Below are 23953 nucleotides of genomic sequence, written 5' to 3' on the forward strand. Positions count from 1 at the left end.
CGCCGGCCCCCTCACCCCCGGAGGAACCTTCCATGGCGGTCGCCGCCTCCGCACGGCCGGCGTCACGTGGCCGGCGCGTGCTCTACCGGGCCCGCGTGCTGCTGCGCGATCCCACCGTGCTGCTCGGCATAGTGATGAGCCTCGTCCTGCTGTATCTGGTCATCGCGCCGCTGGTGTCGGTGATCTCCGACGCGGGCCGCGTCCAGTACGGGGACGAGGCCCGCTCCGGCCAGGCCCCCGGCTCGTGGACGAGCTACTACCTGTGGCGGGTGTTCCGCTCGCCCGTCAGCAAGCTGCTGTTCTGGGAACCGCTGTGGCACACCCTGTTCGTCGCGGTCGGCGTCATCGTGTTCGCGCTGGTCGTCGGCGGGTCCATGGCGTGGCTGGTGACGCGGACGAACGTGCCGGGCCGCAAGTTCCTCGCCGGCGCGCTCGTCGTGCCGTACATGCTGCCGTCCTGGACGTTCGCGCTGGCGTGGCTGACGCTGTTCAAGAACGAGCGCTCCGGCGGGCAGGTCGGCTACCTGCAGGGCGCCGGGATCCACACCCCCGACTGGCTCGCCTACGGCCCGCTGCCGATCATCGTCACCCTGGGCCTGCACTACTACCCGTTCGTGCTGCTGCTGTTCGGGAACGCGCTGCGCCGCATCGACTCGCAGCTGGAGGACTCGGCGCGGATCCTCGGCGCCGGCGGCCGGACGGTGCTGCGCCGCGTCACGCTGCCGCTGATGATGCCGGCGCTGTCGTCGGCGGTGCTGCTCGTCCTCGGCCGCGTCCTCGGCACGTTCGGCACCCCGTACATCCTCGGGCTGCCCAGCGACTACAACGTCCTGTCGACGAGCTTGTACCACGCGATCCGGGACCGCAGCACCGGCGTCGCGTCGACGCTCGCCGGCGTGATCGTGCTGGTCGGCGTGATGGTGGTGCTCATCGACACCCGGCTCGTCCGCGAGCAGCGCCGGTTCGTCACCGTCGGCGGCAAGGGCGCGATGGACCGGCGCAGCGACCTGCGCGGCTGGCGCTGGCCCGCGTTCACGGCCGGCATGGCGGTGTTCGCCGCGAGCGTCGTCGTGCCCGTGCTGACGCTGCTGCTGTCCACGATCACCAAGACGCCCGGCGTGTTCAACGCCGGCAACTTCACCCTCAAATACTGGTTCGGCAGCCACATCCCCGGCGCGGTCGGGTTCCCGCACGGCGTGCTGCGCGGCGGCGAGCTGTGGGAGGCCGCCTGGAACAGCCTGCGGATCGTCGGCGTCGCGTCCCTGGTCTGCGGCCTGCTCGGCCTGCTCATCGGGTACGTGGTGGTGCGCAGCGACGGCAGCCGCGTCTCGACGTTCCTGCGGCAGGTGTCGTTCCTGCCCTACCTCGTCCCCGGCATCGCGTTCGCCGCCGCCTGCCTGTCGCTGTTCGCGGTGCGGCGCGGCCCCGTCCCCGCCCTGTACGGGACGATCACGCTGCTCGTCGTCGTCCTGGTGATCACCCACCTGCCGTACTCGTCCCGGTCGGGGATCGCGGCGATGATGCAGCTCGGCCGGGAACCGGAGGAGGCCGCGCAGATCAGCGGCGCGCGGTGGCCGACCCGGATGGTGCGGATCATCATCCCGATCCAGCGCGGCGCGCTCGTCACCGGCGTGGTGCTGCCGTTCATCTCCGGCCTGAAGGAGCTCAGCATCGTGATCATGCTGACCACCTCGGGCACCCAGCTGCTCACCACGCTGTCGATCGGCCTCGTCGACTACGGCTACACCCAGCTCGCCAACGGCGTCGTGCTCGTCATCGCGCTGGTCTCGTTCACCATGACCTACCTGGCCCAGCGGCTCACCAAGAGCAGCCTGGCCTCGGGCATCGGAGGTTGATCAATGCCGACCATCACGCTCAGCGGAGTGGTCAAGAACTACGTCAGCGGGCACGCGGCGGTGAAGGACCTCGACCTCACCATCCCCGACGGCTCGTTCACCTGCCTGCTCGGGCCGTCCGGCTGCGGGAAGACGACCACGCTGCGGATGATCGCCGGGCTGGAGCAGCCGACCCTCGGTGAGATCACCGTGGGGGACCGGGTGCTCGACTCGGTGGAGAAGGGCGTCTACGTCCCGCCGGAGAAGCGCGACATGGGGCTGGTCTTCCAGAACTACGCGCTCTGGCCGCACCTCACCGTGCGCGGCAACACCGAGTTCGGGCTGCGGATGCGCAAGGTCCCGGCGGAGCGGCGCAAGGCCCGCGCGAAGGAGGCGCTGGAGAAGGTCCGCGTCGCCGACTGCATGGACCGCTACCCCTCGCAGCTGTCCGGCGGGCAGCAGCAGCGCGTCGCGCTCGCCCGCATGCTCGCCGTCGACCCCGACGTCCTGCTGCTGGACGAGCCGCTGTCGAACCTGGACGCGCGGCTGCGGCTGGAGATGCGCACCGAGCTGAAGCGCATCCACGACGAGACGGGCGCGACGGTCGTGTTCGTCACCCACGACCAGATGGAGGCGATGACGATGGCCACGCACATCGCGGTGATGTGCGACGGGGAGCTGCAGCAGGTGGCGCCGCCGATGGAGATGTACGAGCGGCCCGCGAACCGGTTCGTCGCCGAGTTCGTCGGCAGCCCGCCGATGAACATGGTGCCCGCCGAGCAGGCGGGGCTCGCCTCGTCGCTGCAGCGGTTCGCCGAGAAGCGCGGCGACTTCGGCGCGGTCGGCTGCTTCGGCGTCCGCCCCGAGTCCGTGCGGCTCGTCCCGCAGGGCGGCGAGGTCCCGGACGCGGCCTGGTCGGAGGACGCCGTCGTCGAGACCGTCCTGCCGACCGGCCCGAGCTGGACGGTCGAGCTGCGCGCCCACGACACCCGGCTGTTCGCGATCACGCACGAGGACCCGGGCGCCGGCCCCGGCGACGCGCTGCGCTGCTGGGCGCGGCCCGAGCACCTGCACCTGTTCGGCCAGGACGGCGCCCGGACCACCGCCTGGGACGAGGCCGTCGCGCCGGTCCGCGGGGCCGCGCGGTGAGCGACGCCCTGAACAGCCGCGGCGACCTGGACCGCCGGAGTGACCTGAGCCGCCTCTCGGACCGGACGATGCGCAGGCCGCGGGCGCTGCTGCTGGACTTCGGCGGCGTGCTGGTCGAGACGTCCCGCAAGCCCGGGTGGTCGGCGGCGCTCGCCAAGGAGGTGCACGCGCTGCTGACCCGCGCCGGCTGCCGCGACCTCGACGCCGCCGCCGTGGAGACCGACATCAAGGCGGGCGCCGCCGCCGACAAGTGCTGGAAGGACGCGATGTCGCGGCCGTACGCGCCGCCGGAGATGACGCACACCGCGTTCTGGGGCGACTACGTCGCCGCGGACTGGCCCGCGTCCGCTCGGCAGCTCGTCGTCGCGCACGCCACCCCGCTCTGCAAGCGGATGGGGGAGCTGCGGCAGGACCGCGCCACCCGTCCCGGCATCCCCGAGCTGCTGGACGGCGCCGCCGCGCTCGGCATCCCGGTCGGCATCGTCAGCAACGCCCTGTCCGGGGCGGTGCACCGCGACTACACGCAGGCGACGGGCCTGGCGGAGAAGCTCGCGATCGAGGTGTACAGCGACGAGGCCGGCGTCCGGAAGCCGAACCCGGAGATGATCTGGATCGCCACCCGCGCCCTCGGCGTCGACCCGCAGGACGCCTGGTACGTCGGCGACAACTTCGACCGGGACGTGGTGTGCGGGCACCGCGCCGGCGTCGGCGGCAACGTGCTGATGGTCGCCAAGGGCACCTACGACGTCCCGTACGAGGTCCGCTACCGGCCCGACGCCGTCGTCGACGACGGCCACGGCCTGCTGGACCTGCTCACCACCGCTGCCGAAGGAGACGAATGAACAGCAGGGACATCGACGTGCCCGGGTCGCGGGAGCTGGCGCGGATCGCCGAGACCGCGGCGCGCGCCACCGGCGACCGGCTGCGCGGCGCGTTCCGGTCGCGTCCCGAGGTCGCGCTCAAGCGCGACTTCCACGACCCGGTCACCGTGCACGACAAGGCCGCCGAGGAGACGATCCGCGAGGTGCTCGCCGAGCACGCGCCGGGCAGCGTCGTCGTCGGCGAGGAGGGCGGCGTGCAGGGCGGGGCCCAGGACGAGGCCGGGGACGTCCGCTGGTACGTCGACCCGATCGACGGGACCGCGAACTTCGCCGCCGGCCTGCCGTTCTTCTGCACCTCGATCGCGGCCGTAGCGGGCGGCGAGGTCGTCGCGGGCGTCGTGTACGACCCGGTCCGCGACGACATGTTCACCGCCTCCCTCGACGGCGCGACCTGCAACGGCGAGCCGATCCGCGCCGCCGGCGCGGCCGCGGACCGGACCGGCGTGATCGTCACCGGCTACCCCAACGCGCGCGAGCTGAAGCGCGCGGGCGACGCGGCGCTGCGCAACTACGCGCGGCTCGTCGAGTCGTTCGCCACCGTGCGGCGCCCCGGCAGCGCGGCGCTGTGCCTGGCGCACGTCGCGGCGGGCTGGTCGGACGCGGCGTACGGCACGTCCGTCAACGCCTGGGACGTGGCGGCCGGGCTGCTGCTGGTCCGGCAGGCCGGCGGGACGTACCTGCCGCTCGGCGGCGCACCGGGCGGCGACGACTGGGACGCGCCCGGCTACGTCGCGTGCGTCGGCGAGTTCGACCTCGCCGGGTCGGTGCTGTCGGAGATCGCCGGGCTCGCCCCGGCGGCCGGCCGGTGAGCGCCGCCGGCGTGCGGACCGCCGAGTGGATCGTCACGGACCTGGACGGCACGCTCGTCGGCCGCGACCTGCGGATCGTCGAGGCGAACCTGGCGGCGCTGCGCCGCTTCACCGGCGCGGGCGGCAGCGTGGTCGTCGCGACGGGGCGCAGCGAGGAGTCCGCGCTGCCCTACTACCGGGAGCTCGGCCTCGCGACCCCGGCGATCCTCTACAACGGCGCGCGCATCGTCGACCTGAGCACGGGCGCGGTCCTGTACCGGCGGTGCCTGAGCGCGGCGGCGTGGGCGCGGCTGACCCTGCTGTTCGACGGGATGCCGGACGGGGTGTGGCCGGTCGTGTTCAGCGGCGGCCGCGCCCACGTCCGCTCGGAGTCCGCGGCGCTCGCCGAGTACGCGCGCCGCGACCGCATCGGCCTGGCCCGGATCGGCGCGTGGGCCGAGCTGCCCTTCGACGAGATCATCAAGGTGATGCTGATCTGCGACCGGCCCGGGCTCGTCGACGCGATGCAGACGGGCCTCGCCGACTTCGCCGCCGACCCCGGGGCCGGCGTCACCCTCGTCCGGTCGGAGGCGACCTACCTGGAGGTGCTGCCCGCGGGCGCCACCAAGGGCACCGCGCTGCGCGAGCTCGCCGCGCTGCGCGGCGTGCCGATGGACCGCATCGCGGCCATCGGCGACAACCCCAACGACCTGGACATGATCCAGGCCGCCGGGCTCGGCGCGGCCGTGGGCGACGGCGACCCCGCCGTCCGCGCCGCCGCCGACGTCGTGGTCGCCGGCTGCGCGGCGGGCGCCGTCGCCGACCTGGTCGCCCGGGTCATGCCGTGATCCTCACCGTCGTCGGCTGCGCGGGCACCGTCCCGGGGCCGGACGCCGCGTGCTCCTGCTACCTGCTGGAGCATGCGGGGTTCCGGCTGCTGCTGGACCTCGGCACCGGCGCGCTCGGGCCGCTGCAGCGCTACGCCGACCCGTGCGCGATCGACGCCGTCGTGATCAGCCACCCGCACCGCGACCACTACTCGGACCTGATCCCGCTCGCCTACCTGCGGGACCGGCGCGGCGCCCCGAAACGGCTGCCCGTCACCGCGCCCGCCGGGACGTCCGCGCACGTGGTGAACCCGGCGGCGCCACCCGCGCACGCGGCCGCGCTCGACTGGCGCACCCCGCCCGCCGAGCCGCGCCCGTTCGGGCCGCTCACCGTCACGACGGCCCCGGTCGTCCACTCGGTGCCGGGCGTGGCGGTGCGGGTCGAGGCGGGCGGGGCGAGCCTCACCTATTCCGGTGACTCCGGCGAGTGCGAGGAACTGCTCGACCTCGCGCGCGGCACGGACGTGCTGCTGTGCGAGGCGGCGGCGTCGGTGCGGACGCCGGGTGCGTCCGAGACGCACCTGACGCCCGTCCAGGCGGCCGGGCTGGCGCGGGAGGCGGACGCCGGGCACCTGGTGCTCACGCATCTGCGGCCGTGGGCGGACCCGCTCGCCGCGCTCCGCGACGCCCGCGAGGTCTACGCCGGGCCGATCTCGCTCGCCGTGCCGGGGCTGCGCGTCATCGTCTGAGTGACAGGGGCGTGATCGCCCTGGTCAGGGCGTGATCGCCCCGGTCGTGGCGCGTTCGGCCAGGACGGGAGGGACGGTGACGCGCCGTCCCTCCCGGGCCGCGCCGCCGTCGCCGATCCGGTCGAGCAGCGCGGCCATCGCCAGCCTGCCCAGCTCGGCGGCCGGCGCCGCGACCGTGGTCACGCCGTTGACCTCCGCGCCCGGCGCGTCGCCGAGGACGACCAGCGACACCTCGCCCGGGACGTCGAGGCCCGCCCGGTGAAGGGTGGTCAAGGCGGCCGTCCCCGTCGCGTCCCCGGCCGCCACGACGGCCGTCGCCGCCCCGCCGGGCCGCCACAGGACGTCCTGATCCGGGGCGAGCCCGGCCTCCGCCAAGGCGGCCTTGAAGACCTGCTGGACGCGCGGGCGGCCCGAACCGAGGTCCATGCAGGCGATGCGCCGATGCCCGAGCTCCACCAGCCTCGTCACGGCCCGCGCCATCGCCGCCGCGTCGTCACCGGTCACGCAGTCGACGCGGGACGAGCGCACCGGCCGCCCCACCACCGCGACCGGACAGCCCGCCGCGGCCCGCTCGATCTCGGCCGCCGCGATCCTCGGGCCGGCGAGGAGCAGCCCGTCCAGCCGCAGGTCGAGCAGCTCGCCGAGGGCGGCCCGCTCGCGCGCCGGACGCCCGCCGCCGCTCGCCAGCAGCAGCCGCACGCCCCGCCGCGCCGCCTCGTCCGCCAGCCCGTCGTGCACGGACGCGAACAGCGGATCGTGCAGGTCGGCGGCCAGCACCCCGGCCATCCCGGTGCGTCCGGCGGCCAGGCCCCGCGCCATGATGTTCGGCCGGTAGCCGAGCTCGTCCGCCGCCTTCAGCACGGCCTCGCGGCGCTCCTTGCCGACCTTGGGCGAGCCGCGCATCACCAGCGACACCAGCGCACGGGACACCCCGGCACGCGCGGCGACGTCCTCCAGGGTCGGGTGCGCCATCAACGCTCCTCCAAACACGATCGGGCGGACTCAGCCGATCCAACCAGCAGCCCGCCCCTAACGTTCACTTGCGGCGTGTCGGCCTTAAAGCGCCGTTCATAAGGCCGACACGCCGCAACTCAACGAAGGGGTCAGTCGCGGGGGTCCCAGGCGCCGGGGGTCACGTCCAGGTCGAGGGGCTCGGCGACGTCCTTCCAGTCGACGAACTTGAAGTTGGTGTTCGTGCGGACCTCGCCGTCGGGGCCCGTCTCGTCGGGGGCGTTGAAGCCGTCGTGGACGACCAGCAGGCCGTTCTTGAAGCCGCCGACGCGGGCGCTGGTCACCATGGCGCCGTCGCACTCCTCCGAGCCGTCGGCGTTCGGGCCGGGCGCGACGCGGAAGTGGCCGAGGTACTTGTTGGAGCCCTCCCGGTCGTAGACGACGAAGGTGTCGTCGCCCTGGCTGGAGGCGAGCAGGTAGCCCTCGCCGTCGTCCTTGCGGTAGATGGTGAGGCCCTCGGCGTCCGGCGTGATGTGCCTGCCGCCGGCGCCCGGGTCGGGGCCGGTGACCTCGCACTCGTCGGTGTCGGGGTTGTAGGTGGCCGGGACGCCGAAGTCCTTGACCTTGTCGACGAGCCGTGGTGTGCCGCCGTCGAGCGGGATCCGCCAGATGCCGACGTCCTCCTGCGCCGCGTACAGCACGCCGTGCTCCTCGTCGGCGACCATGCCCTCGACCTGCGGGCCGCGGCCCGGGTCCTCGCAGGGCGACCAGCTGCCGCCGCCGGGCAGCGCGAACGACGACGGCAGGTCGACGTCCCGGACGTGCCGGTAGGTGATCTTCCCGCCGGCCGTCGCCTCCAGCCGGACGATCCCGACGCGCGGCGTGTGGCGGCGGCTCAGCGCGGCGTACGCGGCGCCGTGCCCGTCCTTCCAGGACGCGATCCCGTACGCGGTCTCCTGGTCGTTGACCTGGTCGAGGGACGTGGAGAACACGAACGGCGCGGCGGCGTCGGTGACGTCGGTGAGCGGCGCGACGTGCTTCAGGGCGGCGCGCGGGTCGATGGCGTAGGCGCGGACGGTGTCGCGGCCCCGGTCGGACACCACGGCGAGGTCGACCTTCCGGTCGCCGAGCCGGAAGCCGTAGACCAGGTCGACGTTGTTGAAGCGGCCCGGCTCGTCGCCGTCGCGGGGCGGCGCGGGCGCGGCGAGCCGCTGGATCTCGTGCCCGGACGCGTCGTAGACGGCGAGGCCGGCCTGCTTGAGGGTGGTGATGACGAGGTCGCCGCCGTGGTCGCTCGGGTGGTTCCAGATCGCGGGGTCGTCGGCGTTGGCGTTGCCGCCCGCCGCGTCGTCGAACACCGCCGGGGTCTCCAGGCGGGCGTGGACCTGGGCGAGTTCGTCGTCGTCGGCGGACGCCGGAGCGGCGGACAGGGCGGCGGCGGCCAGCGCCGCGGTCACCGCGGCGGCGGCGAGGCGGGGGCGGCGGGGACGGAACGGTGCGAAGGGCATCGGGTTCCTCCTGATGCGCTCGTGGGGGATGCCCTGCACCGTAAGTGTTAGAGCGCTCTAATTCAATAGAGCGCTCTAATCGATCAAGTCGGCCGCGGTGGCCGCGGCGGCCGCGCCGGCGGCGCGGTTCAGCGTTCGACGAGGGTGAGCGCGTAGGAGTAGCGGCTCGCCCGGTACACGTGCCGGCCGAACTCGATCGCCGCGCCCTTGTCGTCGTAGGCGGTCCGGGTCATGGTGAGCATCGGGACGCCGCGCCGCTCGTCCAGCAGCCGCGCCTCCTCCGTCGTGGCGCGGCGCGCGCCGATCGACTGGTTCGCGATCCGCAGGTTCACGCCGCTCGCGCGCAGCAGCTCGTACAGGCCGTGCCGGACGAGGTCGTCGGCGGTGACGGCGAGCAGGCCCTCCGGCAGGTAGTTGGTGAGCAGCGCGAGCGGCTCGCCGCCGGTGCGCCGCGTGCGGCGCATCCGGAGCACGGTCTCGCCGACCGCGACGCCCAGCTGCTTGGCGACGGTGTCGTCGGCGGGCACCGGGCCGAACTCCAGCACGTCGGTCCGCGGCTCCTGCCCGCCCGCCGCGAGGTCGTCGTGCAGGCTGGTCAGCTCCACCGGGCGGCGGACCTCGGGCAGCACGACCTGCGTCCCGACGCCGCGCTTGCGCACCAGCAGCCCGCGGTCGACCAGGTGCTGGATGGCCTGCCGGACGGTCGGCCGGGACAGCCCGCAGCGCTCGGCGATCTCCAGCTCGTTCTCCAGCCGGGTGCCGGGCGCCAGGCCGCCGGACTGGATCGCCTCCTCCAGCTGCCTGGCCAGCTGGTAGTAGAGCGGCACGGGGCTGCTGCGGTCCACGATCACGCGCGGTCGGTACACCCCGGCTCCCTCCGGGCCCGGCGTCCTCGCCGGGGTCCCGGAACGGATGATACTCCGGGATTGGGCTGAACCTCCTTACCTCATAATGTCATGACAAAGCCTTGACATGGATCGGCCGGCTTCAGCAGACTCGGCGGGGCCGGCCGCGGCGCCGGCGTCGCCTTTCACCGGGATGGAGTGCCCATGATCAAAGACCGCGTCGCGGGAGCGCCGATCTCCTGGGGGGTGTGCGAGGTGCCCGGCTGGGGCCACCAGATGGCGCCCGCCCGGGTGCTCGCGGAGATGGGCGCCCTCGGCCTGGCCGCCACCGAGTTCGGCCCGGACGGCTTCCTGCCCGCCGGCGCCGCCGAGCGCGCGGACCTGCTCGCCGCGCACGGGCTGCGCCCGCTCGGCGGGTTCGCGCCGGTCGTCCTGCACGACCCGGACCGCGACCCGCTGCCCGGGATCCGGCGGACCCTGGCCGCATTCGGCGTGGAACGTTCCAACACCCCGGGCGGCGGCGGTGCGGACGGCGGCGCTGCGGGCGGCGGTGCTCCGGACAGCGGTCTGACGCTCGTGCTCGCCGCGGTGCACGGGCTCGACGGCTACGACGAGCGGCCCGCGCTCGACGCCGCCGGCTGGGCCGCCCTGCTCGCCAACCTCGACCGGATCGCCGCGCTCGCCGCCGAGGCGGGCGTCCGCGCCGTGCTGCATCCGCACGTGGGCACGATGGTCGAGCGCTCCGACGAGGTCCAGCGCGTCCTGGACGGCTCCGGCATCCCGCTCTGCCTGGACACCGGCCACCTTCTGATCGGCGGCGTCGACCCGGGCGAGCTGGCGGCGCGCGTCCCCGAGCGGATCGCGCACGTCCACCTCAAGGACGTCGACGCGGGACTCGCCGCCGACGTCCAGGCCGGCCGGACCGCCTACACCGACGCCGTCCGCAAGGGCATCTACCGGCCCCTCGGCGGCGGCGACATCGACATCGCCGGCATCGTCGGCTCCCTCGAAGGCGCCGGATACGGCGGCTGGTACGTCCTCGAACAGGACACCATCCTCGACCGCGAGCCGGACGAGGGCGCCGGTCCGGTCGCGGACGTGCGCGCTTGCCTCGACTTCCTCGCCGGGATCCCGGCATGACCGGTGCGCCGGCGTCCCTGGACGTCATCACGATGGGCCGCGTCGGGGTCGACCTGTACCCGCTGCAGTCCGGCGTCGCGCTCGACGAGGTGGAGCGCTTCGGCCGGTTCCTCGGCGGCAGCGCCACCAACGTCGCGGTCGCGGCGGCCCGGTACGGGCGGCGCGCCGCGGTGATCACCCGGACCGGCGCCGACCCGTTCGGCCGGTTCGTCCGCTGCGCGCTCGCCGGGTACGGGGTGGACACCCGGTTCGTCGCGGACGTCCCCGGCCTGCCGACGCCCGTCACGTTCTGCGAGCTGTTCCCGCCGGACGACTTCCCGCTGTACTTCTACCGCTTCCCCAAGGCCCCCGACCTGGAGATCTGCGCCGACGAGCTGGACCTCGCCGCGATCGGGTCCGCCGGGGTGCTGTGGGCGACGGTCACCGGGCTGTGCGCCGAGCCGTCCCGGACCGCGACGCTCGCCGCGCTCGGCGCCCGGCCGCGCGCCGCGCTGACCGTCCTCGACCTGGACTACCGGCCGATGTTCTGGGAATCGGCGGCGGAGGCGTCCCGCTGGGCGGGCGAGGCCCTCGGGCACGCGACGGTCGCCGTCGGGAACCTCGCCGAATGCGAGGTCGCGGTCGGCGAGTCCGACCCGGTGCGGGCCGCCCGCGCGCTGCTCGACCGGGGCGTCCGGCTCGCCATCGTGAAGCGCGGCCCGGAGGGCGTGCTCGCGGTCGCCGCGGACGGCGAGGTCGTCGAGGCGCCGCCCGTGCCGGTCGAGGTCGTCAACGGCCTCGGCGCGGGCGACGCGTTCGGCGGCGCGCTCTGCCACGGCCTGCTGGCCGGCTGGGACCTGCCGCGGACCATCGCGTTCGCCAACGCCGCCGGCGCGATCGTCGCGTCGCGGCTCGCGTGCGCGGACGCCATGCCTGAGCACGGCGAAGTGGCGGCGCTGCTGGACGGGGTGCCGGCATGAGCATGGACGCACGAACGGAGTCCCCGGCGCGCGCGCGGATCGCGGCTCTGACGCAGACGCGGGTGCAGCGGCCCGAGGCGATCGCCGAGGCCGCGGCCCGCCGGGTCCGCCGCGCCACCGCGCCCGGCGCCACCGGACGGCTGATGATCGTGGCCGCCGACCATCCGGCGCGCGGCGCGCTCGCCGCCGGCGGCGACCCGTTCGCGATGGCCGACCGCGGCGACCTGCTCGACCGGCTCTGCACCGCGCTCGGCCGCCCCGGCGTGGACGGCGTCCTCGCCGCCCCCGACATCGTCGAGGACCTGCTGCTCCTCGGCGTGCTGGAGGGCAAGGTCGTGATCGGCTCGATGAACCGCGGCGGCCTCGCCGGCACGTGCTTCGAGATCGACGACCGGTTCACCGCCTACAGCGCGGACGCGATCGCCGCGTCCCGGCTGGACGGCGGCAAGATGCTGCTGCGGGTCGACGACGACGACCCCGCCACCGCCGACACGCTGGAAGGCTGCGCGCGCGCGGTGTCCGGACTCGCCGGGCACGGGCTGATGGCGATGATCGAGCCGTTCATCTCGCACCGCGTGGACGGCCGCGTCCGCAACGTGCTGACGCCGGAGGCGATGATCCGGGCCGTGTCGATCGCGTCCGCGCTCGGCACCACGTCGGCGCGGACCTGGCTGAAGGTCCCGGTCGTCCCGGACATGGAACGGGTGATGGCGGCCTCGACGCTGCCCGCGCTGCTGCTCGGCGGCGAGGTCGCCGACGACCCGCGCGCAGCGCTGGACGGGTGGCGCAAGGCGCTGCGGCTGCCGACGGTGCGCGGCCTGGTCGTCGGCCGGTCGCTGCTGTACCCCCGGGACGGCGACGTCGCGGGCGCGGTCGACGCGGCGGTGGACGCCCTGTGAGCGGCGGAGTGAACGGTGAGGGGGGCGCTGTGAAGGAGAAGAAGACGATGAGGTTGACGGTCGGGCAGGCGCTGGTGCGCTTCCTGGCGGCGCAGTGGTCGGAGCGCGACGGTGAGGAGCAGCGGTTCTTCCCGGGCTGCTTCGGGATCTTCGGGCACGGGAATGTCGCGGGGGTCGGGCAGGCGCTGCTGGAGTACGGCGAGGAGCTGCCGTATTACATGGCCCGTAACGAGCAGGCGATGGTGCATGCGGCGTCGGGGTTCGCGCGGATGAGCGACCGGTTGTCGACGTTGGCGTGTACGACGTCGATCGGGCCGGGTGCGACGAACATGGTGACGGGTGCTGCGCTGGCGACGATCAACCGGTTGCCGGTGCTGCTGCTGCCGGGGGATGTGTTCGCGACGCGTCCGGCCAATCCGGTGTTGCAGGAGTTGGAGGACGCGCGGTCGTATGACGCGTCGGTCAACGACTGCTTCAAGCCGGTGTCGAAGTACTGGGACCGCATCAACCGGCCGGAGCAGCTGCCCAGTGCGCTGATGGCGGCGATGCGGGTGCTGACCGATCCGGTGGAGACGGGCGCGGTGACGTTGTCGTTGCCGCAGGACGTTCAGGCGGAGGCGTACGACTGGCCTGAGGAGCTGTTCGCGCGGCGCGTGTGGCGCATCCCGCGCGCGCTTCCCGAGGCCCGCGACATCGAGGACGCGTGCGCGATCCTTCGAGCGGCCGAGCGTCCGCTCATCGTCGCGGGCGGCGGCGTCATCTACTCAGGCGCCACCGACGCGCTGCGGACGTTCGCCGAGCGCACTGGCATCCCTGTGGCGGAGACGCAGGCGGGCAAGGGCTCGCTGGCCTGGGACCACCCGTCCGCCGTCGGCGCGATCGGGGCGACCGGCTCCACCGCCGCCAACGCGCTCGCCCGCGACGCCGACGTCATCCTCGGCATCGGCACCCGCTACAGCGACTTCACCACCGCGTCGCACAGCCTGTTCGCCGACCCGGACGTGCGGTTCGTCAACGTCAACGTCGCCCGCGCCGACGCGTTCAAGCTCGGCGGCGTCAGCGTCGTCGCGGACGCGCGGGAGGGGCTCGGCGCGCTCGACGCCGCCCTCGCCGACTGGACCGTTCCAGAAGCGCATAAGGAGAACGCGCGCGACCTCACCGCGCGGTGGAACGCCGTCGTCGACGCCGCCTACGGCCTCGACCACGGCGACCCGCCCGCGCAGTCGCGGATCCTCGGCATCGTGAACGAGGAGTCCGGCCCCCGCGACGTCGTCGTCTGCGCGGCCGGCTCGATGCCCGGCGACCTGCACCGGCTCTGGCGCACCCGCGACCCCAAGGGCTACCACGTCGAATACGGCTACTCGTGCATGGGCTACGAGATCGCCGGCGGCCTCGGCGTCCGGATGGCCGACCCGTCGCGCGAGGTCATCGTCATGGTCGGCGACGGCTCGTACCTGATGATGGCGCAGGAGCTCACCACCGCCGTCGCCGAAGGGATCAAGCTCGTCGTCGTGCTCGTCCAGAACCACGGCTACGCCTCGATCGGGAACCTGTCCGAGACCGTCGGCGCCGACCGGTTCGGCACCCGGCACCGCGTCCGCACCGGCACCGGGCTCGACGGCGCGCCCATCCCCGTCGACCTCGCCGCCAACGCCGCCAGCCTCGGCGCCGACGTCCTGCGCGCGTCCGGCGCCGAGGAGTTCCGCGCCGCGCTGCGCAAGGCGATCGCCTCGCCCCGCACCACCGTCGTCCACGTCGAGACCGACCCGCTCGCGCCCGCCCCCGGCAGCGACGCCTGGTGGGACGTCCCCGTCGCCGAGGTCTCCGCGCGCGCGGCGACGCGCGACGCCCGCGCCCGCTACGACGACGCCAAGAAGGCCCAGCGCCGCTACCTCTGAAAGGAAATCATGAGCCTGATTCAGCACCGGATCGGCGGCGCCGAGGCCGGCGGGGGCGGCACCGCCCCCCTGCACGACCCCGCGACCGGCGAGCGGACCGGTGAGGTCCTGCTCGGCCGCGCCGCCGAGGTGGACGCCGCCGTCGGCGCCGCCGCCCGCGCCTTCCAGACCTGGCAGGACGTGTCGCAGGCCCGCCGCGCCCGCATCATGTTCGCCTTCCGCGACCTGCTCGAACGGCACGAGGACGAGCTGGCCCGGCTGATCACCGCCGAGCACGGCAAGGTCCTCGACGACGCGCGCGGCGAGATCGTCCGCGGCCGCGAGGTCGTCGAGTTCGCGTGCGGCATCCCGTCCGCCCTCAAGGGCGAGTACTCCGACCAGGTGTCCTCCGGCATCGACGCCTTCTCCTTCCGGCAGCCGCTCGGCGTGTGCGCCGGGATCGTCCCGTTCAACTTCCCGGTGATGGTCCCGCTGTGGATGCACCCCATCGCGATCGCCACCGGGAACACGTTCGTGCTCAAGCCGAGCGAGCGCGTCCCGTCCGCGTCCGCCCTCATCGCCGACCTGTACGCCGAGGCCGGGCTTCCCGACGGCGTGTTCAACGTGCTGAACGGCGACCGCGAGACCGCCGACGCGCTGATCCGGCACCCGGACGTCGCGGCGGTGTCGTTCGTCGGGTCCACGCCCGTCGCGAGGCACGTCCACGAGACCGCCACCGCCTCCGGCAAGCGCGTCCAGGCCCTCGGCGGCGCCAAGAACCACGCCGTCGTCCTCCCCGACGCCGACCTCGACCACGCCGCCGACCAGATCACCGCCGCCGCCTACGGCTCGGCCGGGCAGCGCTGCATGGCGATCTCCGTCGTCGTCGCCGTCGGCGAGGCCGCCGACCCGCTCGTCGCCCGGCTCGCCGACCGGGCCCGCGCCATCAAGGTCGGCCCCGGCACCGAGCCCGGCACCGAGATGGGCCCGCTGATCAGCGCGGACGCGCTGCGCCGTGTCACCGGGCACGTCGACGCCGCCGCGGCCGCCGGCGCCAAGGTCGTCGTCGACGGCCGCGGGCTCGCCGGCCCCGGCCACTTCCTCGGGCCGTGCCTGCTCGACGAGGTCGCCACCGACCTGCCCGCCTACGCCGAGGAGATCTTCGGGCCGGTGCTGATCGTGCTGCGCGCCGGCAGCCTCGACGAGGCGATCGCCCTGGTGAACGCCAACCCGCACGGCAACGGCACCGCGATCTTCACCTCGTCCGGTGAGGCCGCCCGCCGCTACCAGCGCGCCGTCCACGTCGGCATGGTCGGCGTCAACGTGCCGATCCCGGTGCCGATGGCGTTCTACTCCTTCGGCGGCTGGAAGGCGTCCCTGTTCGGCGACACCCACGTCCACGGTCCCGAGGGCGTCCGGTTCTACACCCGCGCGAAGGCCGTCACGTCGCGGTGGCCCGAGCCGCAGACCGCGTCCACCGCAGGCGAGATGGCCTTCCCGACCGCCACCTGACCCGCGCACGCCGCCCCGGCCGCTGCGCCGGGGCGGCCGCGGCGGCGGACGACCGAACCCAGGAGGAGCACACGTGCTGGCAGGCCAGGGTCTCGTGCAGATCGGCGAACTGTTACTGGCCCTCGTGCTGTCGGCCTCCATCGGCCTCGAAAGAGGCGTCCGCAACAAGAGCGCGGGCCTGCGCACCCACACCCTCGTCGGCGTCGGCGCGGCGCTGTTCATGCTGGTCAGCAAGTACGGCTTCCAGCACGCCCCCGGGCCCGTCGCGTTCGACCCGTCCCGCGTCGCCGCGCAGATCGTCTCCGGCATCGGCTTCATCGGCGGCGGGCTCATCTTCGTCCGCCGCGACGCCGTCCGCGGCCTCACCACCGCCGCCGTCGTCTGGGTGACCGCCGCCGTCGGGATGGCCGCGGGCGGCGGCCTCTGGCTGCTCGCGATCGCCGGCACCGCCGGGCACTTCCTCGTCGTCTACGGGCTCAGCTCGCTCACCCGGCGGCTGCCGCTCGACCGGTTCCGTCCCGCAGACCAGACCCGGATGCGGCTGGTCTACCGCGACGGGCGCGGCGTGCTCCGCCTCGTCCTCGTCGAATGCACGCAGCGCGGCTTCGCCGTCCTCCAGGCCGACGTGGAGCGCGAATACCTCCCCGACGACTCCGACCGGGGCCGCGACCGCGACGACTCCGCGCACCGCCGGGCCCCCTGGAACGCGGTCGTGACCCTCGTCCTCGAAGGCCCCGGCTCGATCCCCGACCTCACCGCCGTGCTGAGCGAGCTCCCCGACGTCGTCGCCGTGACGGCCGGCTCCGACCGCGACGACGAGTGACCGGCCCCGCCCGGCGGGCGCTCAGGAGTCGGCCGGGAAGGTCGAGATGACCTTGCCCTGGGCGTTCGCGGCGAGGTAGCCGCCGCCGTAGTCGTCGCTGAAGTAGACGAGCATCGTCGGCCGGTTGCCGTTGAACGTCCAGGACGCCTTGATGATGAGGTACTTGTTCGTCGGCTTCGGCACCTTCAGTGTGCGCGCGGCGCGGGACATGAGGCCCGGCAGGGCGTTCCAGTTGAAGGTGTTCAGGTTCACCTTCGCCTTGTCGATGACGCCGATGCTGGGACGCCCCTTCACCGCCGCGTCGGCGCCCTTCTCGTAGGTGTAGTTGTCGAACGCGCCGCGGCGGCCGCGGACCGGCGCGTCGGCGGACGCGTGGCCCTCGTAGACCGACATCCCCGCGAACTGCTTCGAGCCCGACGCCTCCTCGAACTTCTTGATCACGTCCCGGACGGCGGCCGGGGTGAGCAGGGTCTTGGGCGCGGCGGCCGCCTTCGGGGTCGTCCCGGACCTCTGGTCGCCGCCGGCGGGCAGGGCGTCGGACGGCGCGTCCACGCCGGCGTCCACGCCCCGCATCCCATCGAGCATCTTCGGGACGAAGACGAAGGCCGCCACGAGCAGCACCGCCGCCACGCAGGCCAGCGGGACGAGGATCGCAGCGATGATCAGCCCGGTCCGCCGCTTCGGCGCCGGCGGCGGCGCCGAAGGGCCGGTCTGCTGGTACGCGCCCGGATTCGTGCCGGGGCCGGCGGGCGGGACCGGCGCTGGCGGCGCCACGCGGCCCGTCTGCGCGCCCGCAGCCTGCGCCAGCAGATCGTCCAGCCGGGACGCGGTCGGACGGGCCGCCGGATCGGCGACCAGCAGCGCCCCCAGCGCGGGCGCGAGCGGACCGGCGTGCTGCGGCGGCGGTATCCGCGCCGCCATCACCGCCGCCAGCGTCGCGGCCGCCGTCGGACGCCGCACCGGGTTGCGGCCCTCGACCGCCACGTACAGCATCAGCCCGAGCGACCACAGGTCCGAGGCCGGATCCCCCTCGCGGCCGTGCAGCCGTTCCGGCGCGATGTACTCCGGCGAGCCCACCAGCCCGCCGGTGGCCGTGACCCGGGACGCCTCCTCCAGCACGGCGATGCCGAAGTCGGTCAGGACGGCGGTGCCGTCGGTGCGCAGCAGGACGTTCGCGGGCTTCACGTCCCGGTGGCAGATGCCCGCCTCGTGCGCTGCGCGCAGCGCCGCCAGGACGCCGCGTCCGATCGCCGCCGCCTCCGCGGGCGGCAGCGGACCGTCCACCAGCCGCTCCTGGAGGGACCGCCCTTGGACGAGCTCCATCACGAGCCACGGGTGCGGCATGTCGGGCGAGTCCACGATGTGGTGGATCGTGACCACGTTCGGGTGGTGCAGGCGGGCGAGGGCGCGGGCCTCGCGCATCACCCGCTCGCGCATCATCTCCGCGACCGCCGGATCGTCCTGCGCCGCGTCGCTCCCGGCGAGCCGCACCTCCTTCAGGGCGACCTCGCGGTGCAGGGCCAGGTCGAACGCGCGCCAGACCGTCCCCATCCCGCCGCTGCCGAGCCGTCCTCGCAGCTCGAAGCGCCCGTCGATCACTATCTGCCCAGAGGTCACGACGCACAGCCTAGAACCACGTAGCGACAGGAAACGGGTGAAGCGGGCGAGATCGCCGGGGGCGTGGCCCATGATGGAGAGGTGGACTTCGAGCCGTACCGGGGCGAGCTGGTGGCGTACTGCTACCGGATGGTCGGCTCGTTCCACGAGGCCGAAGACCTGGTGCAGGAGACGATGCTGCGCGCCTGGAAGGCCAGGGAACGGTACGACCCGAACCGCGCGTCCGTGCGGACGTGGCTGTACCGGATCGCGACCAACGTGTGCCTGACCGCGCTGGAGGGACGCGCGCGCCGGCCGTTGCCGTCCGGGCTGGCCGCGCCCAGCGACGACCCCGGCGCACCGCTCACGCCCGCCCTCGACGTCCCGTGGCTCCAGCCGTTCCCCGACGCGCGGTTCGACGTCGGCGTGCGGGCCGACATGCGGCTCGCGCTGGTGGCGGCGATGCAGGTGCTGCCGCCGCGGCAGCGGGCCGTGCTCGTCCTCCGGGAGGTGCTGGAGTTCAGCGCCGCCGAGGTCGCCGGCCAGCTCGGCACGACGGTCCCGGCCGTCAACAGCGCCCTGCAGCGGGCCCGCGCCGCCGTCGCGGACGCGGGCGACGCCGGCGAGGTCGCCGAGCCCGGCGACCCGGAGGTGCGCGCGCTGATCGGCCGCTACATGCGGGCGTTCGAGGCGGCCGACGTCCCCGCGCTGGTGCGGCTCCTCGCGGACGACGCCGTCCTGGAGATGCCGCCGGTGCCGCTCTGGTACCTCGGCCGCCGCGACTACGGCCTGTTCATGGACCGCGTGTTCGCCATGCGCGGGACGGGCTGGGCCGTCACGCGCCTCACCGCGAACGGGCAGCCCGCGCTGGCCGCGTACGCGCCCGAACCAGGCGGCGGCCACCGCCTGCACACGCTGCAGGTCCTCACCGTCGCCGGCGGACGCGTCGCGCGCAACGCCGTGTTCGCCGATCCGGCCGTCCTCGGGGCCTTCGGCCTGCCCGAACGAATTTTCCCGGAAGATTCCGCCGGGACGCGATGAGTCCGGCCGGTGCCGCCGGTACGTACGGGTGAGCACCGACCGAAAGGGACATCCGATCATGAGCGTCACCGTCATCGAGTTCATCACCCTCGACGGCATCGTCACCGACCCGGACGGCCGGGGGAACACCCCGGGCGGCGGCTGGGCGTTCCGGCACGGCCCCGAGGCCGTCGCCGGGGACAAGTTCCGGCTCGGCGCCGTGCTGGACGACGGCGTCATGCTGCTCGGCAGGGCGACCTGGCGGCTCTTCGCCGGCCTCTGGCCGCAGCGCGACGACCCGTTCTCCGCCCGCATGAACGCCGTGCCGAAGCTGGTCGCCTCCCGCACCCTGACCGACACGTCGGCCTGGACGAACTCCCAGGTCATCGACGGCGACCTTGCCGCCGCCGTCCGGAACGAGAAGCGGGACGTGGTCGTCGCGGGCAGCCTGAGCGTCGTGCGGGCGCTCATGGCGGCGGACCTGATCGACGAGTACCGCCTCCTGACCTTCCCGACGGTCCTCGGCACCGGGGAGCACCTCTTCCCCGCCGGCGGGCCGCCCGTCCACCTGGAGTGCCTGTCCGCGGAAAAGATCGGCGCCGCCGTCCTCACCCGCTACGCACGCACCACCTGACCGCCATCGGGCACCGGCGTCCTGCCGGTGCCCGGTGGCCCCAGGCTCAGCCCGGCAGGGGAGTGGCGTGCTTGGGCGCCGTGTCGGTCCAGCCCGCCTTGATGAGCGCGGACCACCCGACGACCTTCGCGTGCGCGCCTTCGCCGGAGAGGTCTTCCCGGGCGAGCAGCCGGCCGCTGGACGGCTCGATGACCATCCCGGTCCTGTAGTCCCCGGACTCCGCGAGGGCGATCTCCACGCCGGGACGTCCCAGCGGGTCCTTCACCTGGCGGGAACGGGCGTCCGGCAGCGCGGCGAGCATCCGGTAGGCGGCCGCGCGGACCGGCGCGGGGATCGGCTCGTCCACCAGCAGGACGCCGACGCAGTCCAGCAAGTACTGCGAGTCGGACTGCCCGTCCTGCCGGTTGCGCTCGTTCGCGTCCGGATGGTTCAGCAGGTACCGCCGCAACCCCTCGGGGTCGGTCGGCAACTCGCGCAACTGCTGGAGCGACCCGTCCGGGAAGGCGGAATTGAACGCGGTCTCCTCCTTGTGCACCTTCCAGGGGGTCGCCTTCGCGTCCAGCCGCTCAGTGGACCCGCCGGGGATCGGTGCGCTGAACGTCGAGGGCGATCCGTCGCGCTTCCACGCGGCGACGTCCGAGGCCTCCGCGGGGCGGGCCCCGAGGTCCCGCTCCGCCCAGTAGTGGGTCGTGGTGCCGCCGCGCCCGGCCTTGGTCTCCGCGTCCGTCCGGTGGGGGCTGTGGGCGTTCGTCCAGTCCCTGACCTCGGAACGGTTCACGACCGTGTACGAACCGTACTTCCCGGTGACGGTGCGAAGCTCTCCCTCCTGCGACTCGGTGAACCAGTAGGTGCCGTCGGACGAGGGGATCCGCGCGGACGACGCCGCGGCCGTCAGCAGGACCTGCCTGGCCGAGACCGGTGCGGGCTCGGACGGCTCGGACCCGCCCGGCTGCGTGGCCGCGAACACGGCGGCCGCGGTCGCGGCGGCGGCCAGACCGAGACCCGACACCGTCCAGCGCGCGCGCGGAACACGCCGCCGGGCGCCCGTGGCCCGGCGGCGGGCCCGGGCGGCGACCTGGGCCGACGGGGGAGCGGGCTCGGCGAACAGCTCGCGAACCGACTGCAGTTCATCCATGGGTGGGTCCTTCCTGATCGAGCATGGGATCGACTCCGCCCAGCGCCTCGCGCAGCTTCTTGCGGGCCCTGCTGAACCGGGAGCAGACGGTGCCGTACGGCACGTCGAGCGCCTGCGCGACCTCCTCGTAGCCGAGCCCGGCCAGCACGACGAGCAGCAGCACGTCCCGGTGCTCGTCGGACAGCCCGCCGATGACCCGCGCGAGCCGTCCCTTCACCTGCTCGGCGCTGACCTGCGCCGCGACCCGCTCGTCAAGGCCGTCGGCGGCCCGGTCCCGGCCGAGCCGGCCCAGCGCGCGGAGCCGCCGGCGCTCCGCCCGCCGGTGCTTGGCGATCAGGTTGCTCGCGATGCCGTACAGCCAGGGCCGCGCACTGTCCCTGGACACCTCGAAGGTCGCACGGCGGCGGAACGCGACATGGAACGTCTCCGCCGCGATGTCGTCGGCGGCGTCCGCGTCGAGCCGCCGCGCGACGTACCGGTGGATCTCCGCGAAGTACGCGTCGAAGATCTCGCCGAACCGCTCGGGTTCACGCCAGGACCGCTCGATCACCTGCCCGTCGTCGCGGACGTCCGGTCCGACGTCGGGGGGAGCGGCCATAGGGGCTCCTTCATCTCGTGCCTCGTCTCAGGCCTGGAAGCTGGTCACCCCTCTCTCCCCCGCAACCCCCGCACCCCTTCCATGGGGATCTCGGACGTCCAGCCCGGCTCAACGCACGCGCCGTTCCCGCGGGCCGACACGGCGCCGGCCCTGCACCCGTTCGTCAGCGGCCGTCCGTTCCCGGCCTCGCCATGGTCCGGTATCGCGGTGAGTTATGCCGGGCCGTCGCGGAGCCAGGCCAGGACCGCCATGACGCGGCGGTGGTCGTCCGCCGAGGGCGGGAGGCCGAGCTTGTCGAAGATCGCCGAGATGTGCTTCTCGACGGTGCCGGCGCTCAGGTCGAGGGTGCGCCCGATCGCGCCGTTGCGGCGGCCCTCGGCCATCAGCGCCAGGACGTCGCGTTCGCGCGAGGTGAGCCCGGCCAGCGGGTCGCGGCGGCGCCGGTGGGCGAACAGCGCCGCGACGACCTCGGAGTCCAGGACCGTCTCGCCGGCCACCACGCGGGCCAGGGCGTCCGACAGCTCGGTCAGTTTCGCGACCCGGTCCTTGAGCAGGTAACCGACCCCGCCGCCGCCGGCCAGCAGGTCCTCGGCGTAGCTCTCCTCGACGTACTGCGACAGCACCAGGATCGCGGTGCCGGGCAGGTCCCGGCGGATGCGCAGGGCCGCCTGCAGCCCCTCGTCGGTGAAGGTGGGCGGCATGCGCACGTCGACCACCGCGACGTCGGGACGGTGCGCGGCCGCCGCCTCGACCAGCGCGGACCCGTCGCCGACCGCGGCCACCACCTCGCCGCCCGCCTCCTCCAGCAGGCGGACGAGGCCCTCGCGCAGCAGCAGCGAGTCCTCCGCCAGGACGATGCGCATCAGTCGTCCGTGAGCGGGACGGCGGCGGTCAGCACGGTCGGTCCTCCGGGCGGGCTGGTGATGTCGAGCGTCCCTTCGACGGCGGCCAGCCGGTCGGCGAGCCCGACCAGGCCGTGGCCCTTGCCGGGGTGGGCGCCGCCGCGGCCGTCGTCCTCGACCCGGACGTGCAGCGCGGCCCCGCCGGACGTGACGGCGACCGAGCACCGGGTCGCCTGGGCGTGCTTGGCGATGTTGGCCAGCGCCTCGGTGACGACGAAGTAGACGGTGTTCTCGGCGATGGCGGCATAGCGGCGGCTCGCGAGGTCCACTTCCAGCGACACCGGGACCGGGCAGCGGCCGGCCGCCGCGGACAGGGCCGCCGCGAGCCCGCGGTCGGCGAGGATCGGCGGGGCGATGCCGCGGGAGAGGGCGCGCACTTCCGACAGCGCCTCGCGGCTCTGCTCGATCATGTCCTCGACCAGCGGCCTGGCGCGTTCCGGGTCGTCGTCCAGGCGCCGCGCGACGGTCTCCAGGTCCATGTTGAGCCGGACGAGCCGCTGCTGCGGCCCGTCGTGCAGGTCGCGCTCCAGCCGGCGGAGCGTGTGGGCCTCGGCCGCGACCGCGCTGCGGCGGCCCGCCGCGAGCTGCGCGGCCCGGGCCTGCAGCGCGGCGGTCTGGTTGGTCAGCAGCGCCCGTGCCAGCGCGGTCTGCAGGGCGGCGAGCCCGTGCACGACCGGGACGGCGGTGGCGAGCAGCACGACGCCGACGCCGGTGTTGAACGCGATGTCCGCGCCGCGCGAGGAGATGCCGAAAGCCAGGTCGAGCACGCCGGTGTTGTCGGCGTCCCGGGGGATCGGCCACGACCACGCCGCGTACACCGTCTCCGCGGCGCCGCCCACCGTCCAGGTGATCGCGACGCAGAAGGTGATCAGGCGGACGGGGAACGCCACGACCATGTGGACGAGGTCGCGCCACGACTGGGGTTCGCGCAGCGCCCGCAGCCATCCGGCGAACCCGGTCTCCCCGGCGTCCCGGTAGTGGTGCGGCGGCAGGTCGCGTCCGGTCGCCCGCTCCGCCTGGCGGCGTTCCAGCCGTGCGAACGCCCGCGCCGCGGTCAGCGTCCCCACGAGGATCGGCAGCCCGAGGAGGACGACCAGGGTCGAGGCGCCCGCGGCGAGACCGGCGATCGCGACGGCGAAGGCGGCGGCCCCTACGGGCAGCCCGGACAGCAGGTATACGAGTTCACGGCCGAACCGGGCGGGCGCGCTCGACGGACGGGTTGCAGGGGGTGAAGCCAGGGATACTTCGCTCATGCCTCTACCCTTCAGCCCCCCGACCGCGCCGCCCACGGTGCGCGCCCGCTGATCATGGTAGGGCAAACCCCC

General features: G+C 74.3%; 22 protein-coding genes. 14 read left to right on the plus strand and 8 right to left on the minus strand.

Annotation, left to right across the window (positions count from 1 at the left end):
• The first annotated feature begins 32 nt into the window (after nucleotides 1-32).
• Genes J4709_RS10600 through J4709_RS10625 form a run of 6 tightly spaced genes read left to right on the plus strand, consistent with a single transcriptional unit; the run spans nucleotide 33 to nucleotide 6229 of the window.
• Nucleotides 33-1856 (plus strand): ABC transporter permease, encoded by a 1824-nt coding sequence (locus J4709_RS10600; RefSeq protein ID WP_208239627.1) that lies wholly within the window; start codon nucleotides 33-35, stop codon nucleotides 1854-1856.
• Nucleotides 1857-1859: 3 nt separating this feature from the next.
• The gene (locus J4709_RS10605; RefSeq protein ID WP_208239629.1) at nucleotides 1860-2984 is read left to right on the plus strand and encodes an ABC transporter ATP-binding protein; all 1125 of its coding nucleotides are present in this window, start codon (nucleotides 1860-1862) and stop codon (nucleotides 2982-2984) included.
• Nucleotides 2981-3826, plus strand: a complete 846-nt coding sequence (locus J4709_RS10610) for an HAD family hydrolase (RefSeq protein ID WP_307801137.1) — start codon at nucleotides 2981-2983, stop codon at nucleotides 3824-3826. The genes J4709_RS10605 and J4709_RS10610 overlap by 4 nt, the downstream gene beginning before the upstream one ends.
• The gene (locus J4709_RS10615; RefSeq protein ID WP_232383279.1) at nucleotides 3823-4674 is read left to right on the plus strand and encodes an inositol monophosphatase family protein; all 852 of its coding nucleotides are present in this window, start codon (nucleotides 3823-3825) and stop codon (nucleotides 4672-4674) included. The genes J4709_RS10610 and J4709_RS10615 overlap by 4 nt, the downstream gene beginning before the upstream one ends.
• Before the next feature lie 11 nt (nucleotides 4675-4685).
• Complete coding sequence (locus J4709_RS10620) at nucleotides 4686-5501, plus strand: Cof-type HAD-IIB family hydrolase (protein ID WP_208239630.1); 816 nt, start codon at nucleotides 4686-4688, stop codon at nucleotides 5499-5501.
• The gene (locus J4709_RS10625; protein ID WP_208239632.1) at nucleotides 5498-6229 is read left to right on the plus strand and encodes an MBL fold metallo-hydrolase; all 732 of its coding nucleotides are present in this window, start codon (nucleotides 5498-5500) and stop codon (nucleotides 6227-6229) included. The genes J4709_RS10620 and J4709_RS10625 overlap by 4 nt, the downstream gene beginning before the upstream one ends.
• 24 nt (nucleotides 6230-6253) lie before the next feature.
• On the opposite strand, the gene J4709_RS10630 is transcribed toward J4709_RS10625, so the two are convergent.
• The 3 genes from J4709_RS10630 to J4709_RS10640 form a co-directional block, all read right to left on the minus strand.
• Nucleotides 6254-7201, minus strand: a complete 948-nt coding sequence (locus J4709_RS10630; protein WP_208239634.1) for a LacI family DNA-binding transcriptional regulator — start codon at nucleotides 7199-7201, stop codon at nucleotides 6254-6256.
• Nucleotides 7202-7332: 131 nt separating this feature from the next.
• Nucleotides 7333-8688, minus strand: coding sequence for a phytase (locus tag J4709_RS10635; protein WP_208239636.1), 1356 nt, complete (start codon nucleotides 8686-8688; stop codon nucleotides 7333-7335).
• A gap of 128 nt (nucleotides 8689-8816) precedes the next feature.
• Nucleotides 8817-9554, minus strand: a complete 738-nt coding sequence (locus J4709_RS10640; RefSeq protein ID WP_307801139.1) for a GntR family transcriptional regulator — start codon at nucleotides 9552-9554, stop codon at nucleotides 8817-8819.
• A 183-nt stretch (nucleotides 9555-9737) separates the two neighbouring features.
• Here J4709_RS10640 and J4709_RS10645 point away from each other — a divergent pair, with 183 nt between their 5' ends.
• The 6 genes from J4709_RS10645 to J4709_RS10670 all read left to right on the plus strand — a co-directional run bounded on the left by J4709_RS10645 (nucleotide 9738) and on the right by J4709_RS10670 (nucleotide 16743).
• The gene (locus J4709_RS10645) at nucleotides 9738-10673 is read left to right on the plus strand and encodes a TIM barrel protein (protein ID WP_208239638.1); all 936 of its coding nucleotides are present in this window, start codon (nucleotides 9738-9740) and stop codon (nucleotides 10671-10673) included.
• Nucleotides 10670-11632, plus strand: coding sequence for a 5-dehydro-2-deoxygluconokinase (gene iolC, locus J4709_RS10650; RefSeq protein ID WP_208239640.1), 963 nt, complete (start codon nucleotides 10670-10672; stop codon nucleotides 11630-11632). The genes J4709_RS10645 and iolC overlap by 4 nt, the downstream gene beginning before the upstream one ends.
• Before the next feature lie 2 nt (nucleotides 11633-11634).
• The gene (locus J4709_RS10655; protein ID WP_208239641.1) at nucleotides 11635-12531 is read left to right on the plus strand and encodes a Cgl0159 family (beta/alpha)8-fold protein; all 897 of its coding nucleotides are present in this window, start codon (nucleotides 11635-11637) and stop codon (nucleotides 12529-12531) included.
• A gap of 47 nt (nucleotides 12532-12578) precedes the next feature.
• Nucleotides 12579-14429: a 3D-(3,5/4)-trihydroxycyclohexane-1,2-dione acylhydrolase (decyclizing) gene (gene iolD, locus J4709_RS10660; RefSeq protein ID WP_208239643.1), complete on the plus strand. Its 1851-nt coding sequence runs from the start codon at nucleotides 12579-12581 to the stop codon at nucleotides 14427-14429.
• A 9-nt stretch (nucleotides 14430-14438) separates the two neighbouring features.
• On the plus strand, nucleotides 14439-15920 hold the full coding sequence (locus tag J4709_RS10665) for a CoA-acylating methylmalonate-semialdehyde dehydrogenase (RefSeq protein WP_208239645.1): 1482 nt from the start codon (nucleotides 14439-14441) through the stop codon (nucleotides 15918-15920).
• A gap of 73 nt (nucleotides 15921-15993) precedes the next feature.
• A complete protein-coding gene (locus J4709_RS10670) occupies nucleotides 15994-16743 on the plus strand; it encodes an MgtC/SapB family protein (RefSeq protein ID WP_208239647.1) in 750 nt (249 codons plus the stop codon).
• 21 nt (nucleotides 16744-16764) lie between these two features.
• Here J4709_RS10670 and J4709_RS10675 read toward each other — a convergent pair whose 3' ends face one another.
• The gene (locus J4709_RS10675; RefSeq protein WP_307801140.1) at nucleotides 16765-18360 is read right to left on the minus strand and encodes a serine/threonine-protein kinase; all 1596 of its coding nucleotides are present in this window, start codon (nucleotides 18358-18360) and stop codon (nucleotides 16765-16767) included.
• An 81-nt stretch (nucleotides 18361-18441) separates the two neighbouring features.
• On the opposite strand from J4709_RS10675, the gene J4709_RS10680 reads away from it, so the two are divergent.
• Nucleotides 18442-19380, plus strand: a complete 939-nt coding sequence (locus J4709_RS10680) for a sigma-70 family RNA polymerase sigma factor (protein ID WP_307801141.1) — start codon at nucleotides 18442-18444, stop codon at nucleotides 19378-19380.
• Between the two features lie 58 nt (nucleotides 19381-19438).
• A complete protein-coding gene (locus J4709_RS10685; RefSeq protein ID WP_208239653.1) occupies nucleotides 19439-19993 on the plus strand; it encodes a dihydrofolate reductase family protein in 555 nt (184 codons plus the stop codon).
• 46 nt (nucleotides 19994-20039) lie between these two features.
• Here the strand turns inward: J4709_RS10685 and J4709_RS10690 are convergent, their stop codons facing one another.
• The 4 genes from J4709_RS10690 to J4709_RS10705 all read right to left on the minus strand — a co-directional run bounded on the left by J4709_RS10690 (nucleotide 20040) and on the right by J4709_RS10705 (nucleotide 23881).
• Nucleotides 20040-21128 carry a CU044_5270 family protein gene (locus tag J4709_RS10690; protein WP_208239655.1) on the minus strand — a complete coding sequence of 363 codons (1089 nt, stop codon included), beginning with the start codon at nucleotides 21126-21128 and terminating at the stop codon, nucleotides 20040-20042.
• The gene (locus J4709_RS10695) at nucleotides 21121-21726 is read right to left on the minus strand and encodes an RNA polymerase sigma factor (protein WP_208239657.1); all 606 of its coding nucleotides are present in this window, start codon (nucleotides 21724-21726) and stop codon (nucleotides 21121-21123) included. The genes J4709_RS10690 and J4709_RS10695 overlap by 8 nt, the downstream gene beginning before the upstream one ends.
• Before the next feature lie 212 nt (nucleotides 21727-21938).
• The gene (locus J4709_RS10700) at nucleotides 21939-22589 is read right to left on the minus strand and encodes a response regulator transcription factor (RefSeq protein WP_208239658.1); all 651 of its coding nucleotides are present in this window, start codon (nucleotides 22587-22589) and stop codon (nucleotides 21939-21941) included.
• Nucleotides 22589-23881: a sensor histidine kinase gene (locus tag J4709_RS10705; protein WP_208239660.1), complete on the minus strand. Its 1293-nt coding sequence runs from the start codon at nucleotides 23879-23881 to the stop codon at nucleotides 22589-22591. The genes J4709_RS10700 and J4709_RS10705 overlap by 1 nt, the downstream gene beginning before the upstream one ends.
• Nucleotides 23882-23953 lie beyond the last annotated feature (72 nt).

Source organism: Actinomadura violacea (assembly GCF_017573465.1).
In the GTDB taxonomy this organism is placed as follows: Bacteria; Actinomycetota; Actinomycetes; order Streptosporangiales; family Streptosporangiaceae; genus Spirillospora; species Spirillospora violacea.

Bases quoted from the DNA above. Each gene is read 5' to 3' on its own strand.
- J4709_RS10700 (WP_208239658.1), bottom strand. From the start codon at position 22,589: ATGCGCATCGTCCTGGCGGAGGACTCGCTGCTGCTGCGCGAGGGCCTC.
- J4709_RS10655 (WP_208239641.1), top strand. From the start codon at position 11,635: ATGGACGCACGAACGGAGTCCCCGGCGCGCGCGCGGATCGCGGCTCTG.
- J4709_RS10605 (WP_208239629.1), top strand. From the start codon at position 1,860: ATGCCGACCATCACGCTCAGCGGAGTGGTCAAGAACTACGTCAGCGGG.
- J4709_RS10665 (WP_208239645.1), top strand. From the start codon at position 14,439: ATGAGCCTGATTCAGCACCGGATCGGCGGCGCCGAGGCCGGCGGGGGC.
- J4709_RS10685 (WP_208239653.1), top strand. From the start codon at position 19,439: ATGAGCGTCACCGTCATCGAGTTCATCACCCTCGACGGCATCGTCACC.
- J4709_RS10695 (WP_208239657.1), bottom strand. From the start codon at position 21,726: ATGGCCGCTCCCCCCGACGTCGGACCGGACGTCCGCGACGACGGGCAG.
- iolD (WP_208239643.1), top strand. From the start codon at position 12,579: ATGAGGTTGACGGTCGGGCAGGCGCTGGTGCGCTTCCTGGCGGCGCAG.
- J4709_RS10705 (WP_208239660.1), bottom strand. From the start codon at position 23,881: ATGAGCGAAGTATCCCTGGCTTCACCCCCTGCAACCCGTCCGTCGAGC.
- J4709_RS10635 (WP_208239636.1), bottom strand. From the start codon at position 8,688: ATGCCCTTCGCACCGTTCCGTCCCCGCCGCCCCCGCCTCGCCGCCGCC.
- J4709_RS10615 (WP_232383279.1), top strand. From the start codon at position 3,823: ATGAACAGCAGGGACATCGACGTGCCCGGGTCGCGGGAGCTGGCGCGG.
- iolC (WP_208239640.1), top strand. From the start codon at position 10,670: ATGACCGGTGCGCCGGCGTCCCTGGACGTCATCACGATGGGCCGCGTC.
- J4709_RS10630 (WP_208239634.1), bottom strand. From the start codon at position 7,201: ATGGCGCACCCGACCCTGGAGGACGTCGCCGCGCGTGCCGGGGTGTCC.
- J4709_RS10645 (WP_208239638.1), top strand. From the start codon at position 9,738: ATGATCAAAGACCGCGTCGCGGGAGCGCCGATCTCCTGGGGGGTGTGC.
- J4709_RS10690 (WP_208239655.1), bottom strand. From the start codon at position 21,128: ATGGATGAACTGCAGTCGGTTCGCGAGCTGTTCGCCGAGCCCGCTCCC.
- J4709_RS10600 (WP_208239627.1), top strand. From the start codon at position 33: ATGGCGGTCGCCGCCTCCGCACGGCCGGCGTCACGTGGCCGGCGCGTG.